The sequence below is a fragment of the Dissulfuribacter thermophilus genome, assembly GCF_001687335.1.
Lineage (GTDB): Bacteria > Desulfobacterota > Dissulfuribacteria > Dissulfuribacterales > Dissulfuribacteraceae > Dissulfuribacter > Dissulfuribacter thermophilus.
Window position 1 is genome coordinate 157,025 of record NZ_MAGO01000006.1, and the last position, 15,749, is coordinate 172,773.

Below are 15,749 nucleotides of genomic sequence, written 5' to 3' on the forward strand. Positions count from 1 at the left end.
TTATGTCAATACCCGAAATAAAATTCAGTGCATACAGTTCTATATCTGTCAATTAAATCGTACTAAATTCTATAAATGACAAAATTCACACTACGGCCAAGTCCCAGTCAGAGATTTGATATAAGGGGTTTGAACATAGAAAATTTATTTGATATTGTCTATTTTCTATGGCCATGACCCCAATAGAAGACCTAATTTATTCCATTGGAGAGCTCGAGGAGCTCATTGGAACCGTATGTTTCAAAAAGCTCATACCAGCTTCTCCACCAGATCTAAGGGATTTTAACCAGAGCCTTTTGCCTGAAATCAAGTTTATTCTTGAACAAAATGGCATTTATTCTCTTTATAGCCACCAGCTTGAGGCCATAAACGAAATCATCAATGGAAAAAACGTTATAATTTCAACACCCACTGCCAGTGGTAAAAGCCTCATATACAATATACCAGTGATACAAAGCTTTCTTGAAAACAAAGGCACAAAGGCCCTGTATCTCTTTCCCCTAAAGGCCCTCCAACAAGACCAGTTAAAACACCTCACGATTCTGACCTCTGCACTTGATGACGAAGACAGACCAAAAGTAGCGCTTCTAGACGGCGATACCCCACAATACAGGCGAAGAAGACTTCGTGAGCAGCCACCTAACATACTAATTACCAATCCAGATATGCTTCACTTGTCCATTCTTCCATACCACAACAGCTGGTCAAATTTTTTAAAGGATCTTGAATTTGTCGTCATAGACGAAGTCCACACATATAGAGGGGTCATGGGGTCCAACATGGCCTGGGTCTTCAGAAGGCTAGAGCGCATCGCAAATTATTATGGGAAAACCCCCATTTATATAATGAGCTCTGCCACAGTAGGCAATCCAAGCTCCCTTTCAAAGGCCCTTATTGGAAAAGATGTCGTTTGTATTTCAAAACAGAGCTCTCCTACCGGAAGACGCCACATAGTTTTTATAAATCCTATTCAAAGCCCTTCTCTGTCTTGCTTGAAACTCCTTGAGATGGCCATTAAGAGGCGACTAAGGACAATCGTATACACTCAATCCAGAAAACTCACTGAACTTTTAGGTCTTTGGATCAACCAAAAAGGCAGCCACTTTAAAAGGCTAGTAAAGGTCTATAGGGCAGGGCTCCTCCCTGAAGAAAGGCGGGATATCGAGGCAAAGCTTGCAAGCGGTGAACTCCTTGGTGTGGTGTCAACCAGCGCCCTTGAGCTGGGGATAGATATTGGTAGTTTGGACTGCTCCATTCTCCTCGGTTATCCAGGAAGCATTATGGCAACATGGCAAAGATGGGGAAGAGCAGGCAGAAAGCGCCAAGATTCCCTTGTTGCTCTTATTGCCCACGAAGATGCCCTGGATCAGTATATCATGCGTCATCCAGAAACAGTGATTAGTGGGGCCCCTGAACCGGCTATCTTAAACCCTGAAAACCCAAGGATTATGGAAAAACACATTGAATGTGCTGCCTGCGAATTATCTATTTCTACTAGCGAACCATTTTATAGCGAGAATAAAACGATTCAGCAAACCATCGAAGCTCTCACCAGACGCGGAAAGCTCTTCTTTTCCGAAGATGCCAGGACAATCTTTGCAGGAGGCAAATACCCTCACAGATTCGTGGATTTAAGGGGCACTGGCTCTAAGTTCAGAATAGTCCATGAAAAAGACGGCAACACCATCGGAGACATAGACGGCATAAGGGCCTTGAAAGAGACTCATCCAGGGGCAATTTACCTCCATGGGGGCAGGACCTTTAGGGTAACTGACCTTGATTTCGACCTAAAATGCATCAAGGTTGAGGACTTCAAAGGTGACTATTTTACAAGGCCTCTTTCCCAAAAGGAGACTTCCATTATAGAGGAATATGAATCCAAGGTGGTCTTTGGCACATTGATCCACTTTGGAAAGATCAGGGTAAGGGAAGAGGTGGTGGGATATGAGATGAGGAGCGTAAGAGGCCAGAGATTCCTTGGTAAAAAAGAACTAGAGCTCCCCCCACAGGTCTTTGAGACAGAAGGGCTATGGCTAGAAATTCCTGATTTCATCAGGGAAAATACTGAAAAGGCCTTCATGCACTTTATGGGAGGTATACATGCCATAGAACATGCAATGATCGGAGTCATGCCCCTTCTGGTCCTTACTGATCGCTCAGACATTGGAGGGATTTCACAAACAATTCACCCCCAGGTTGGAAAAAGTACCATCTTCGTATATGACGGCATACCTGGTGGCATCGGCCTTACAAAAGAGGCCTTTAAAAAGGCATCGGACCTCATTAGAAAATCCCTTGGAGTAATAGAATCTTGTTCCTGTGAACTTGGATGCCCTGGCTGCGTACACTCACCTAAGTGCGGATCAGGCAATAGGCCCATAGATAAGGCTGCAGCGATATCAATACTTCGCCAAATAATAAAGGGCAAAAAAAAGAGGGAAGAAGATGCTCCAAGGCTGATCAATCAGGCTGTGAAGATCCCCAAACAGAGGGTCAGTCGAGAATGCGACAAACCCAAGCTGGATATTTCCAGCATTAGATTTGGCGTGTTCGACCTTGAAACACAGTATTCTGCACAGGAGGTAGGAGGTTGGCACCTTGCCCACAAGATGAAGGTAAGTTGCGCGGTTCTCTACGACTCTAAGGAAGACAGATTTTTGGAATACATGGAAGAAAATGTTCAAGATCTCATAGCAAGGCTAAAGTCTTTGGATCTCGTCATTGGATTTAATATAAAGAGATTCGACTATAGGGTACTTTCTGGCTATGAGGATGGCAGCGTATTTTCAACCTTACCAACCCTTGATTTACTCGAAGAGGTAAAAAAACGTCTAGGATACAGACTTAGCCTGGATCATCTGGCAGCATCCACTCTAGGTTCCAAAAAGGCTGGCAATGGGCTCCTGGCACTCAGGTGGTGGAAGCAGGGAGAACTTGAAAAGCTAATAAGGTACTGCAAAGAAGACGTTAGACTTACAAGAGACCTGTTTCTTCACGGACATGAAAAAGGATATCTATTATTCAAAAACAAGGCGGGTAGACTAGTAAGACTTCCGGTGTCATGGTAATCCCCATTCAGAAGTTTTGAGTTTTGAGTGTTGAGTTTTGAGTAAAGGTCAGGTCTAACCACGGGGATGATACCTTCTATGGGTATCTCTCAAGTGTTCTACATCGATGTGGGTATAGATCTGCGTTGTCACGATATTTTGGTGCCCTAGGAGGATCTGAACCGTTCTCAGATCTGCTCCTCCTTTTAAGAGGTGGGTGGCAAATGAATGACGCAGTGTATGGGGGCTAACTTTTCTCTTAATCCCAGCCCTTTCTGCGTACATCCGCAGGATCTGCCAAAACCGCTGACGTGTGATTGCCCCACCTTTCTTGGAAAGGAATACTATTGGGCTCTGTTTACCTTTTAAAAATACTGGACGAGCCTTAACAAGATATTCTTCGAGGGCATCCATTGCCACCTTTCCAATGGGAACGATACGTTCTCTCCCTCCCTTTCCCTTCACCCTCACAAATCCCATTGAAAAATCGATTTGACCTGTCTGAAGTCCGCAAAGTTCCGTTGCCCTAAGCCCAGTGGCGTAGGCCAACTCAAGTATGGCCTTATCCCTTATTCCCATTGGAGTTTTGGTATCAGGGGCACTAAGGAGATTGGTGACCTCTTCAACAGTTAGGGCATATGGCAATGTAAGTCCAAGCCTGGGGCCCTTTATGAGAGAACATGGGGATGCCTTTATTTTCCCTTCCCTTACCAGGAAATCAAAAAACCCCCTTATGGAAGAAAGCCTCCTTGCATTGGTCCTGGGACTCGTTCCCGAAAGCCTTGAGACGTGAAGCCATTCTGAAATCTGAGCAGATTTTACTTGTGAAAGGTCAGTAAGCCCCTTTTTTTCCAAAAATTTCAGAAAATTTTGGATATCCCCTGAATAAGATGACAGAGTATTTTTCGAAAGCCCCCTTTCTAAGGAAAGATGGGCCAAATAATCATCAAGATAGATGTAAAAACCCTCAGAATCAGCTAATGGCTTCAAGAATCTCTTCCGCCACTTCGCTAATATCCGGATCCGGTGAGGTCATGCTTAGGACTTTAAGCTTGCTTATAAAGCCAGTCTTTTCCAGAGGACCTTTGGTATCCAGCATATCCTTTGCCCTTTCCATGGCATCGCAAACTATTTGCGGAGACTCTTTGAGGTCCAGAAGCAGGATCAATACGCCCCACTCGTCTGGTAGTCCGAACTTGCTTACATAATCCCTTGCGGCTTGTTCAAAGGATTTCTTTCCATACGAGTCCTTGAGCCTCTTTAGGGCCTCATCATGTTCAGGGGTGCCCTTTGGGCCCAAGAACAACTTTTCAGCCTCTTTGAGATACAGTTTTTTTAGTCTTGGATCATCCAAGGCCCGTTCAAGCATACTCTTTGGCTCTGATGAACTTCTCGTATGTCTGGATCTGTCCCTTAATTTATCTATTTCACGCCAACTCTTCTTTCTCTCACCCATGGGTCTCTCCTTGAGAATGGATTCTACACCTGAATGAACTCAATGTCTGGGAGGATTAAGGCGGTGAGGAGGCCGCCATAGACTGCACCTGTATCTATACCAATTTTTGTCTTTTTCACAAGGGGGGTATCCAGGGGAGTATGGCCAAAGATTACTCGTTTGCCCCAATCATAATCTGAATCAATGAATTCAAAGCGTATCCAAAGAAGATCGTCGATTTTTTGATCCCTAATCTCTCTATATGGCTTTAACCCTGCGTGAACGAAGATATATTCTTCTGTTTCAACGTATAGCTCAAGACTGGAAAAGAAATCAATATGTTCCTGGGGGACATCTAGGCCGTCATCAAGAGAGTAATAAGAGTCGAGTGTCTTCAATCCCCCTGTAGCAATAAAGGTGCTAAGTATCGAATTATCTCCAACATAGGGAAAGTCTTCAAGAATTCCTCTATCATGGAGATAATTCATAAACATATATTCATGATTTCCCATTAAGAATCGCGTGGTGTCTGGAAAGCTTTTTTTGAGTTCAATGAGGTCTGAAACCGTATCCTTTGCCTCTGGGCCCCTGTCCACATAATCCCCCAAAAAAATCAAGACATCCCTACCCCACTCTATGGGAAGCTTATTGAGGAGAAGGGCCAACTTCGAACGCATACCATGAATGTCTCCAATTGCAATTATCTTCCTATCTCCTTCCATTTTTTAAAACATACCATCTATACGCCAGAGCCCCGCCCTTTTCGCAGCAGTTATGGCCTGATTGTATTCGTTTGGAGTAATTCGTCTGTTCAGTGGGGATGGAAGCAAATTTGGGCCACATGGCCTGTATTGGTCCATGATATTTATGTAGGTATCTTTCGAGATCTCTTTTGAGATAAAATCGAAGATGAACTCACTTCCTGCTAGTCCCCCAGGTAGGACTAGATGACGTACAAGGAGCCCCCTTTGTGCCAGGCCATTTTCATCTATTACAAGGTCCCCTACCTGCCTATGCATCTCTTTTAGAGCCGATTGAGCAACCTCTGAATAGTTGTTGCAACCGCTCAACTTTCTTCCCACCTCATCATCCCAATATTTAAAATCTGGCATGTATATGTCCACAATTCCCTCCAACAGTTCAAGGACTTCGACACTCTCGTAGCCGCCAGTGTTGTACACAATTGGGATTCCAAGAGTTGTCTCTTCCTCTATGAGCTCCAAGGCCTTTACCCAAAATGGTATGACATGGGTGGGAGTCACGAGATTAATGTTATGGCATCCAGACTCCTTGAGTGAGAGAAAGATGAAAGCCAATACCTCAGGGGATACGGGATTACCGTCTCCAAGTTGACTGATCTCATAATTTTGACAATAGATACACCTAAGATTACACCAGCTAAAGAAGACAGTACCAGATCCCCCTCTCCCCACTAGCGGCCTTTCCTCACCAAAGTGAGGACCATAGGTCGCAACCAGTGCCTGATTTCCATTTTGGCAAAATCCTATTTCACCTTTGAGGCGATTGACTCTACATTTTCGTGGACAGAGGGTGCAGGATTCAAGCATTGAATATAGGAGGTCAGCCCTATGGGACAGTTCCTTACTGTTCAGCGTATTCATGGCATGTAAAGGGTCTTTTCGTACTTTCCAAGCAGTTCTTGCCTATAGAATTCCATCACCGACATACATAGTGCAATTATTATCGGTCCAAGTATCAACCCCAGGAATCCAAAGAGATTTAGCCCTCCAAGGATACTAAAAAACAAAAAGAGGCTGTGGAGCTCAGTCTTACCACTGATGAAATATGGTCTTAAAAAATAGTCTATCTGACTAATTACGAGGATACTGAAAGACAATAGTATAGCACCTTTTAAATATGCCCCAGTTAAAAAGAGATAAAGGGTTGCAGGTAACCACACAAGGGCTGTCCCTATCATTGGGATAAAAGTGGCCACTCCCATTACTATTCCCCAGAGTATTGGTGCAGAAAAACCCAATACCCACAGAATGAACACTCCGAGCCCCCCCTGAATTGCGGAAGTCAAGAGGTTGCCATAGAGCGTTGCATAGAGAACATCTGCAGTAACAGAGGTGAGATGATCTACATTCTGCGGTTTGAGGGGGAGCAACGACTTAAAGACCTTCAGGAATTCCTCTCCGTCACGAAAGAGATAATAGAGGGTAACGAGCATCAAGGCCGCCTTAAATATGATGTTGGCCACATTTTTTGCAACCGCCGTCCCCTGCCTTATGAAGTATTCACCAGTTCTTTTGCTCAGTTCCACAATGGTTTGATGGAGGCTTTCCTCATGGGTCTCCAAGGCCTTCAATGCCTTAGAAACATAGTTATTTAGCCTGGGATAGTGCTCCTTATCTGGAATGATGGTAAAATGCCCACTCTGTATCGAGTGTTGAATTCCGGTATAGACCCTCAACACCTCTGACGTAAGGCTACCAAGGAGTATGAAAACAGGAATTATGATAAATGCCGTGTTCAACACACACATCACGAGGGCAGAAAGCGCTCTCGACCCCCTAAAGAACCTAACTAGCCTTTTGTGTATTGGATAAAAAAAGAGCGCAAGTATTATGGCCCAACAAATAGGTTCAAAAAAGGGCAAAAAGAGAAGGGCCCCACAGAAAAAGATCAAAAAACCAAGACCAACTGCCAGAAACTGTATTATCTTGCCAGAAGCTATGTAGTGGATATCATTATCCATAGCGACATTCTATCTTGTCGGTCATGTCTTTGGGCAAATGGCCTCGATACCTGAGGGAAGCTCATCTTTACTAAGACCTAACTCTTTTGAAAATTCAAGAAGTTCGTCATAACTACAGTTAATAGATGTTTTCGATGGATCTTCAAGACAATCCTCAAGTTCTCTTTTAAGAAATGCCAAAAACGCGTCCTTAATCTCCTCAGTAAGAGATGTGATGTCAAAACCTTCCCTTTGGGCAAAGTTTTTGAGTCTGGTGTAGTTTATGTGACTCCTCTTTATGCCCCTATATATACGTTTTTGTCTATTTTCAGGTGTAAGATCTCTCAAAATTATCTTCTTATACCGCTCAATGACTGCCACCTTTAGGACCATTAGGTCCTTTTCGGTTAAACTAAGTTTAGGCCCTTCTGGATCCTCCTGGAGATAATATAGCGAGTTATAAAAGGCGACTTCCGGTATCTCACCAGAGTGTTGAATCAAAAATTCCTCTTCCTCTATCAATGATTGGGTATCGTTATTTTGTTTTGAGTCGTTCGAGCTCTTGGATCGAGTCTGAATATTTTTTCGTGTCATCTCAATATCCTTTCCAAATGGTATTTTTGACCTTTTCCAATTAAAAGATCGATCTCAGCCAATTTCCAATAGGAAATCAGCAATATAGTTTTCCTGGTCTATCATCCTATTTAATAATCAAGTGGGCTTTTCCAAGCCTGCTTTAAATCTATTATGTTCTCTTTCATCACTGTTTTTTCATTGAATTTCATTTCAAGTACCTTTTCTTCGGTTATCTCGCCTACACAGGCAATTGGACCAGAGTTTTCCATGATCCTTTCAAAGGCCTCTTTGTGCTCAGGCCTTATGGTTACTACAAAACGGCTCTGAGACTCACTGAACAATAGGGTGTCCAGACGAGACACATCTGACTTTGGGACCTCATCGAGGTTTATTTTCATTCCAAGATCCCCACTAAAGGCAGTCTCTGCCAGGCATACCCCTAGGCCACCATCTGAACAGTCATGGCAAGAGGCCACAAGGCCCTGTTTGATGGCAGTGGTTAGCGCCATATAGCGCCTCTTTGCCTCATCGAATCGCACCTTTGGAATGGTATTTCCTATTATCCCTTTGGTGGCATAGTATTCAGAGGCACCGAGCTCTGGATATGTGGCCCCAAGGACGTAAACCAGGTCCCCAGGCCTTTTCGCATCAAGGGTAACAGCTAAACGCACATCCCCTATCCTGCTTATAACAGAGAAAAGCAGAGTGGGAGGTATGGAAATCTTCACACCTCCAATAATGGCGTCGTTCTTCATACTGTCTTTTCCGGATATGCATGGAACTCCATAGATGGTGGTGATGTCATATAGGCCCTGATTGGCCCTAACGAGTTGGGCAAGCTTATAGTGTCCGTCTGGAGTCTTTTCAGATTGGACCGGGTCACACCAGCAAAAGTTATCGAGGCCTGCCATGAGATCCAGTTCAGCACCGACACTCACTGCATTTCTCACAGCCTCATCCACGGCGCAACATGCCATGTGATAGGTATCTATGTCGCTGTATCGTGGGCAGATTCCATGGGACACCACCAGGCCTTCAAAAGAGTCGAGATCCGGCCGTAGCACTGCGGCATCGCTTGGACCATCGTCCATGGCACCAGTTAGGGGCTTTACCACGCTCCCTCCCTGGACTTCATGGTCATATTGGCGCACCACATACTCTTTACTGCATATATTGTAGCTGGAAAGGAGATTTTTTAATTCTTTGCCAAGGTCTTGTGGCTCTTCAAAATCCGGTTCATCATGATTTGGCTGATTCCATTTGGCCACAAGCTCTAATTGAGGCACACCATTGTGGACAAAATCCAGGTCAAGGTAGGCAATAGTCTTTCCATTGTAAAGACAGTGGAACTTTCCAGTATCTGTAAATCTACCCAGGACAGTAGACTCCACCCCCATCTTTTCAGACAGCGCCAAGAATTCGTCTAGCTTTTCCTGTGGCACTGCAACAGTCATCCTCTCCTGGGCCTCTGAAAGGAGTATTTCCCAGGGTTGGAGCCCTGCATACTTGAGAGGCGCCTTGTCAAGATGTAGCTCAAATCCACCGGCCTCCTGGGCCATCTCTCCAACTGAAGAGGAAAGTCCCCCTGCCCCGTTGTCTGTAATGGAATTATAGAGACAGAGGTCTCTCGCTCTCAACAAGAAGTCTGTCATTTTCTTTTGGGTAATTGGGTCCCCTATTTGCACGGCAGTTGCAGGAGAACCTTCATGGAGTTCTTCTGAGGAAAATGTGGCCCCGTGGATGCCGTCTTTTCCAATCCTTCCACCGCACATTACAATGGCATCTCCTGGACGAGCCTTTTTTTCGTATCCTTTTCTATTACATATCTCCTTTGGAATGATTCCTCCTGTACCACAGAATACCAGGGGCTTACCCACATATCTTTCATCGAACACTATCGAGCCGTTTACTGTTGGAATTCCCGACTGATTGCCACCATGCTCAACACCTTCTCTTACTCCTTCAAAGATCCTCTTGGGGTGTAATAGACCTTTGGGAAGCGGCTTATCGTAATCAGGGGGACCAAAACAGAAGATATCCGTGTTGAACACGAGTTGGGCACCTAGCCCGGTTCCAAAGGGGTCACGGTTAACTCCTACAATGCCGGTTAGCGCTCCGCCATATGGATCCAGAGCAGATGGACTGTTGTGGGTCTCTACCTTGAAGGCGACTCCATAGGAATCATTCAAGGATATGACCCCGGCATTGTCTTTGAAAACAGACAGACAAAAATCTTTTTCGCCTTTTTCGTCTCTTATCTTCTGTGTCGCCCCTCTTATGTAGGTATCGAAAAGACTATCTATTACTTTTTCTTTGCCAGAGCCATCGTCATAATGGATCTTTGCATTGAAGATCTTGTGCTTACAGTGCTCAGACCAGGTCTGTGCAAGAGCCTCTAGCTCGACGTCAGTGATCTTTTCCGAAAGTCCTACTTTTTTCCTCTCTTCAATGACGTCCTTGCGTAGGAAATAGTCCCTGATGGTGTGCATTTCTTTTAGATTCAGTGCAAGTACCCTGGACGAAGAAAGAGACAATAGCGCTTCGTCGCTCATGGAAGACAAATCAAATTCCTCTACAATGACCTTTGAATCTCCAGTTACCTTTGGGATAAAGTAGAATGGGTTCTGAGAAGAGTTAAAAAGTGTCAGGTACTCATCTTTTGATACCACTATTGATCTTTCTATCAGCTCATTGGCCAAAAGGTCTCTGGAGATTTTCTCTGCATCTTCCTTGGAAATATCCCCATCAAACAAATATGCCTTTGCAGTATAGACTGCCTCGTCTTTTCCCAGAGGACGATTCAAAAAGTTCTCAATTGCCTCTTTTGCTACCCTACCCTCGTTGTCAGTAACACCTGGCCTAAATCCTACTTCAATCAGCCAGTTCCAAGAAAATTTGAGTCCCTGTGCCAAGGGGCTATCTATTGCGTATCTGGTAGTCACAGGGTCAGAAAAGGCACTTTCTACAAGTGCTGGCAGATCTTCCTTTGGAATGTCAATATCTATTAGATACACCTTTATAGTCCTACAGCCCCTGATTGAGCTGAATCCAAGGTCGTTCCTGCATCCTTTTAGGACCTTTTCGCCAAGTGCATCCCTTAAATCTTCACGCAATGCAACTTCTAATCTTATTGCCATATCGCTTATACCTACCTTGTAAAAAAATTTAGGTCATTGATTTAATAAGGGCATTTTAGTATCGTTTTCCCTGTTGTAAAGGAGAAGGCATGTGCTGGTTTACAAACTCATATTAAAAGGATTCATATTCCCATTTGGGATCGCACTTTTTTCGGTGCTATCCATCCTGTTGCTAGGAAGGATTGTACCACTGATGGATTATTTTGTCAGGGCTGGTGCATCCTTTGGAGAGCTCTTGAGCACCTCCCTTTTGTTTCTTCCCGTCTTTTTACAATTCGCCCTTCCCATGGCAGGGCTTTTCGGGCTCTTGGCATGTTTTATTAAATTGACGCAACTATCGGAAATAATGGGCATATTTGCCGTTGGTGTAAGCCCTTCAAGGATCTTGTATCCATCTTTTTTGATCTCGCTTGTACTATTTTTAACCTCGCTCCTAATATCGTGTATCCTTATTCCAAATGCCAAAATGAATGCAAAATTATTTATAAAGGAAATCGGCCAAAAACGACTTATCAGAGGCATCCCTGAAGGACGTTTCTTTGAACTGTCAAAGGGACTGGTGCTTTTTACTAACAAGAATAAAAATCAGGGCAAAAAATTAAAAGGAGTATTTATCTGGGATAATAGAGAGCAAAAAACACCATTGATGATATATGCGAAAAGAGGAACAATTACTGAAGCCGATGATACCCACTCTATTATTCTGAGCCTAAAGGATGGAATACTCAATACCGCAACCAAGGGGCTTTATAATGCAGATATACTCTCGTTTGACGAATACTCAATCAAGATTGGATTTGAGGGTTCGAGCTATCGAAAAAACAGAGGGGAAATGGGCATCCATGAATTAATGGATAACATCAAATCAAGAGACACAACTTCTCAAAAGAGACGCAAATATGTCTCAGAACTCATTAGGCGCTTTACTTTGCCTTTTGGAACGTTATTTCTGTGCTTACTTGCCCCTCCATTGGGAATATTCTTTGGCCGCTCAGGGCTTTCTACTGGAGTCGCTTTGGGTATCACCGCCTTTCTCGGATATTATCTCTTGACCACACTTTGCACAAACATGTTTGAAACAGCGGCTATTAATAACGCTACAATACTCCTCTTACCCAATTTGATTACAGCGATACTCTCATTTATGGCATGGAGGACCTTATTTAAAAGGGGACCGATATCTTTAATATGAAGCTATTAAAAAAGTACATTTTAAAGGCTTATTTCCAGTTCTTTGGTTTGGTCTTGCTCTCCCTTTCAGGAGTGTACATTATCGTAGAAGTTTTTGAAAAAATGGACGAATTCATAGAGCAAGACGTATCAATCTTCAATACAACCGCATATTTTATCATGCGGATTCCACAGATACTCTTTGACCTCTTTCCAATGTCAATCCTATTAGCTGGAGTCTTATACCTGTCTCTGCTCATTCGTAACAAAGAATATGTTGCCATGAGAGCAGTTGGTATATCGCCCGGTAAAATAATTGGCGTACCCGTAGTAGCGAGTTTGGCATTGTGTGTCGTGGTGGTTTTGTTTCAAGGTTTCATCGTTGGCAGCGCAAATCACAAGGCAATGGCAATTTGGAATCAGGAAGTGGAAAAGATCCCTTCTTTTGGCTCTAGTACTGGTACGTATTTTTTCAGGGGAAAGGGAAGCATTTGGGCCTTTGAAAAAATGATAGGAGAAAAGGGATTTAATACTGTAAATGTTATCTTATTCGAGGACGATTATTCATGCAAAAGGGTTATCAGGGCACAAACTGCCCGTTTTGCAGGAAAACACTGGGAATTCTTTAACGGAATAGCTGAAGACTGTAGTAACAAACAGCTCATAGATGCCCAGCCCTTCAAGCAGATGAAATTATTCTTAGAAGATAAGCCTGGAGACTTTTCAAGGATGTCTCTAAAACCAAAGGCAATGGGCATATTTGAACTTGCTTCCACCATAATCGCATTAAGAGAGATTGGGATTCGAGATAAGGAGATGGAGGCAGTATTTTGGAACAGGCTGTTTTATCCCTTTTTTGGTGTGACTTTACTCTTACTTGGACTTAGGACCATGGTCCTGACCGAAGGAGGTGGCATTGGTCTGGGCATAGTCATAGGGCTAACTCTCTCGTTTTCGGGCTGGGCCCTCTGGAATCTATTTTGTAGTTGGGGAGAAACAGGGAGAATAAGCCCAGTGCTTCCGCCTATTATTCTGATAGTCGGCTTTTTCATGCTGAGTTACTCTATTGAACAGATTTATGAGCGTATGAGCCGTAGTCGCGGATTGCCCGGCACTCTAAAGGGATAGGACACTATGGAAGCACAGTAAAGCGGTAGGATTGGAGGAATTTTCCATGAGAGGCGATGCTCCAAAAGCTTCATACGTTAACGAAATTTTATCACGGCTTGAAAAGGCCTACCCCAATGCCAAGATTGCCTTGAATTTTTCATCACCTTATGAGCTCCTTGTGGCAGTGGTACTGAGTGCACAGTGTACAGATAAAAGGGTCAATGAGGTTACTCCACAGGTCTTTAAAAAACTCCCGACCCCGGAAGCCATGGCTAATGCCCCAATCGAGGAAATTGAGGAACTCATTAGACCAACTGGATTTTTTAGAAATAAGGCCAAAAATCTAAAGAGGGCATGCCAGATGATCATTGAAAAATTCGATGGAAAGGTCCCAAAGACCATGGAGGAAATACTCACTCTGCCCGGTGTTGCTCGAAAGACGGCAAACTGCGTTCTATATAACGCCTATGGAGAAGTGACTGGCATCCCTGTGGATACCCACGTTAAAAGGCTTTCCAAACGCCTTGGCCTTACTAAAAATGACAATCCAGACAAAATAGAAAGGGATCTTATGGCCATTATACCAAAGGAAAAATGGGGCCCATTTTCCTATGAATTGATCGAACACGGAAGGGCGATTTGCAAGGCAAGAAAGCCCAGGTGCGAAAAATGCGTATTAAATGATATATGCCCCAGTGCTTTTAATTTTTAAATAGACATGTTGCATCTTGCATTTGAGCCAACACGTGGTATATAGAGGCAAAACTTAAGCGCCCGTAGCTCAGCTGGATAGAGCGCCGGACTACGAATCCGTAGGTCGGGAGTTCGAATCTCTCCGGGCGCGCCAGAAAATTCAGGGATTACAGCAAGTTAGCTGTAATCCCTTTTTTATTCCCTATTCTTTCCTTATAACTCCCCTAAAATTTTAGTGTTTATTTTTTTCTTAAATTAAATCAATAGCTTAGTAGCGTTTGTTATCAAATTTAGTGCTTATTTTTGACTTTTTGTGATTTTTTTGTATTAAATTAAATGGAACAAAAATGGAACAAGGCACCCATGGCCCGCATCCGTGTTTATAAAGGAAAATTTCGTACTACTTACACGGCAACCGTCAGGATAAAAGGATACGACTCGGTCTCTGCAACATTTGACACAAAAACTGAGGCCAAAAACTGGGCCGCCCAGGTAGAGGCCCAGATGAGAAGTGGCCGATATATAGATCAGAAAACCGCTAAGAAAATCTCTTTTGCAGAGGCCCTTGATAGATATTTCGAGACTATTTCCTCAATGAAATCTCCCAACAGTATGCGTAGAGATAGAGACTCAATAAAAGCAATCAAAGCCAATTTCAATACTTCCTTGACTCTAGCAGACATTACCCCTGAAAAAATTGCAAATTACAGAAACAAACGACTGGAACAAGTTGCTCCATCAACTGTATTGAAGGAATTGGTCCTCATTTCTCACCTGTTTAATATTGCAGCTACCGAATGGGGTATCCCGATAAAAAATCCAGTCAAAAAGGTAAAAAAGCCCAAAGTCGATAATGCAAGGATTGTGTTCCTTTCCGAGTCCGAAATTCAGTGTCTTCTGGAAGCGACACGTAAAAGTTCCAATAAAAAACTGTATCCTTATGTTTTACTTTTACTCCATACTGCGATGCGACCTGGAGAAGCCGCTGGTCTCAAGTGGGATCAGGTAAATTTCGAAGAGAAAGGTATTTTACTAAACAAAACTAAGAACAAGGAACCACGCTGGATACCATTGACCGATTCAGCACAGAAGGTTTTACAGGATTTGTACGATAAAAGAAATCCAGATTGTAATTGGGTGTTTTTACCCCCCAACCCCCATAAGAGACTGCTACTTATTCCTAGTCAATATTTCAAGAAATCCTGGACAACAGCAAAAAAAAGAGCAGGACTAGACCATATTCATATCCACGATCTTAGGCACACGGCAGCATCACATTTATTGAAAGCAGGAGTGGACCTCCGTATAGTCCAAGAAATCCTCGGACATAAAACCCTCCAGATGGTGATCCGTTACACTCACATCCTGGATAGCCAGAAACGGGAAGCCATCGAAAAGCTTGATTCTCTCTTATAAATATATATATATATCTTAAAAAAAGAGAGAGGGCAGTTTTTTTGAGGCCCCGCCACTACACTTCTCTTTACCTTTTGCAAAACACCGTATCTTTCCAGCCACTTACGAGTTCCTGAACCCGTATTTTTACCGCTACACATCTCTTTACCTTTTATGGGGCAGGACAAGAAAAATTGGAGTCATTTAAGTGTGTTGGGACCTGCTACACACCTCTTTACCTTTTGCTACGGTTCTCTTTACCTTTTGCGCTACCTGGCTCTTTACCTTTTGGGAAAATATCGTCAAAACAGGCCGTTAGGCAGGGAAGGTCTGCTACGATCCACTTTACCTTTTCCCAACACTTTATTTTGACAGCAAAAAAATATCCGTTCGGCGAGGTCCTCGAGGATCCTGCTACATACCTCTTTACCTTTTGCTACACCTTGCTTTACCTTTGCTAACTTGCCGTTTTTAATACAGAAAAA

Annotated in this window: 12 protein-coding genes and 1 tRNA gene; 6 read left to right on the top strand and 7 right to left on the bottom strand. The window is 43.4% G+C overall.

Annotated elements, in window-relative coordinates; translation table 11 throughout:
* Positions 1-167: 167 nt before the first annotated feature.
* Positions 168-3,068: a DEAD/DEAH box helicase gene (locus DBT_RS06720; protein ID WP_141674236.1), complete on the top strand. Its 2,901-nt coding sequence runs from the start codon at positions 168-170 to the stop codon at positions 3,066-3,068.
* A 54-nt stretch (positions 3,069-3,122) separates the two neighbouring features.
* Here DBT_RS06720 and xerD read toward each other — a convergent pair whose 3' ends face one another.
* From xerD to DBT_RS06755, 7 genes are all read right to left on the bottom strand, one after another.
* Complete coding sequence (gene xerD, locus DBT_RS06725; protein WP_067618137.1) at positions 3,123-4,037, bottom strand: site-specific tyrosine recombinase XerD; 915 nt, start codon at positions 4,035-4,037, stop codon at positions 3,123-3,125.
* Entirely contained in the window at positions 4,021-4,503 is a 483-nt protein-coding gene (locus DBT_RS06730; RefSeq protein WP_067618139.1) for a hypothetical protein, read from the bottom strand. The genes xerD and DBT_RS06730 overlap by 17 nt, the downstream gene beginning before the upstream one ends.
* Positions 4,504-4,526: 23 nt before the next feature.
* The gene (locus DBT_RS06735; protein ID WP_067618141.1) at positions 4,527-5,204 is read right to left on the bottom strand and encodes a metallophosphoesterase family protein; all 678 of its coding nucleotides are present in this window, start codon (positions 5,202-5,204) and stop codon (positions 4,527-4,529) included.
* 3 nt (positions 5,205-5,207) lie between these two features.
* On the bottom strand, positions 5,208-6,104 hold the full coding sequence (locus DBT_RS06740; RefSeq protein WP_067618144.1) for a radical SAM protein: 897 nt from the start codon (positions 6,102-6,104) through the stop codon (positions 5,208-5,210).
* Positions 6,101-7,204: an AI-2E family transporter gene (locus DBT_RS06745; RefSeq protein WP_067618146.1), complete on the bottom strand. Its 1,104-nt coding sequence runs from the start codon at positions 7,202-7,204 to the stop codon at positions 6,101-6,103. The genes DBT_RS06740 and DBT_RS06745 overlap by 4 nt, the downstream gene beginning before the upstream one ends.
* Positions 7,205-7,225: 21 nt before the next feature.
* Positions 7,226-7,777, bottom strand: coding sequence for a hypothetical protein (locus DBT_RS06750; protein WP_067618149.1), 552 nt, complete (start codon positions 7,775-7,777; stop codon positions 7,226-7,228).
* A 110-nt stretch (positions 7,778-7,887) separates the two neighbouring features.
* Positions 7,888-10,896: an AIR synthase-related protein gene (locus DBT_RS06755; protein WP_067618151.1), complete on the bottom strand. Its 3,009-nt coding sequence runs from the start codon at positions 10,894-10,896 to the stop codon at positions 7,888-7,890.
* 91 nt (positions 10,897-10,987) lie between these two features.
* Between DBT_RS06755 and DBT_RS06760 the strand changes: the two genes are divergently transcribed.
* The 5 genes from DBT_RS06760 (at position 10,988) to DBT_RS06780 (ending at position 15,285) form a co-directional block, all read left to right on the top strand.
* On the top strand, positions 10,988-12,088 hold the full coding sequence (locus DBT_RS06760; protein ID WP_067618153.1) for an LptF/LptG family permease: 1,101 nt from the start codon (positions 10,988-10,990) through the stop codon (positions 12,086-12,088).
* Positions 12,085-13,194 carry an LptF/LptG family permease gene (locus tag DBT_RS06765; protein WP_067618155.1) on the top strand — a complete coding sequence of 370 codons (1,110 nt, stop codon included), beginning with the start codon at positions 12,085-12,087 and terminating at the stop codon, positions 13,192-13,194. Before DBT_RS06760 ends, DBT_RS06765 begins: the two co-directional genes overlap by 4 nt.
* 46 nt (positions 13,195-13,240) lie before the next feature.
* Positions 13,241-13,888 carry an endonuclease III gene (nth, locus tag DBT_RS06770; RefSeq protein WP_067618158.1) on the top strand — a complete coding sequence of 216 codons (648 nt, stop codon included), beginning with the start codon at positions 13,241-13,243 and terminating at the stop codon, positions 13,886-13,888.
* A 58-nt stretch (positions 13,889-13,946) separates the two neighbouring features.
* Positions 13,947-14,023: transfer RNA gene (locus DBT_RS06775), tRNA-Arg, on the top strand.
* 209 nt (positions 14,024-14,232) lie between these two features.
* Entirely contained in the window at positions 14,233-15,285 is a 1,053-nt protein-coding gene (locus tag DBT_RS06780; protein WP_161939932.1) for a tyrosine-type recombinase/integrase, read from the top strand.
* The last annotated feature ends 464 nt before the right edge of the window (positions 15,286-15,749 follow it).

What these genes read in the sequence shown, in the direction of transcription:
- DBT_RS06720 (WP_141674236.1), top strand. Translation starts at nt 168, where the DNA reads ATGGCCATGACCCCAATAGAAGACCTAATTTATTCCATTGGAGAGCTC.
- DBT_RS06730 (WP_067618139.1), bottom strand. Translation starts at nt 4,503, where the DNA reads ATGGGTGAGAGAAAGAAGAGTTGGCGTGAAATAGATAAATTAAGGGAC.
- DBT_RS06735 (WP_067618141.1), bottom strand. Translation starts at nt 5,204, where the DNA reads ATGGAAGGAGATAGGAAGATAATTGCAATTGGAGACATTCATGGTATG.
- DBT_RS06740 (WP_067618144.1), bottom strand. Translation starts at nt 6,104, where the DNA reads ATGAATACGCTGAACAGTAAGGAACTGTCCCATAGGGCTGACCTCCTA.
- DBT_RS06745 (WP_067618146.1), bottom strand. Translation starts at nt 7,204, where the DNA reads ATGGATAATGATATCCACTACATAGCTTCTGGCAAGATAATACAGTTT.
- DBT_RS06750 (WP_067618149.1), bottom strand. Translation starts at nt 7,777, where the DNA reads ATGACACGAAAAAATATTCAGACTCGATCCAAGAGCTCGAACGACTCA.
- DBT_RS06755 (WP_067618151.1), bottom strand. Translation starts at nt 10,896, where the DNA reads ATGGCAATAAGATTAGAAGTTGCATTGCGTGAAGATTTAAGGGATGCA.
- DBT_RS06765 (WP_067618155.1), top strand. Translation starts at nt 12,085, where the DNA reads ATGAAGCTATTAAAAAAGTACATTTTAAAGGCTTATTTCCAGTTCTTT.
- nth (WP_067618158.1), top strand. Translation starts at nt 13,241, where the DNA reads ATGAGAGGCGATGCTCCAAAAGCTTCATACGTTAACGAAATTTTATCA.
- DBT_RS06780 (WP_161939932.1), top strand. Translation starts at nt 14,233, where the DNA reads ATGGCCCGCATCCGTGTTTATAAAGGAAAATTTCGTACTACTTACACG.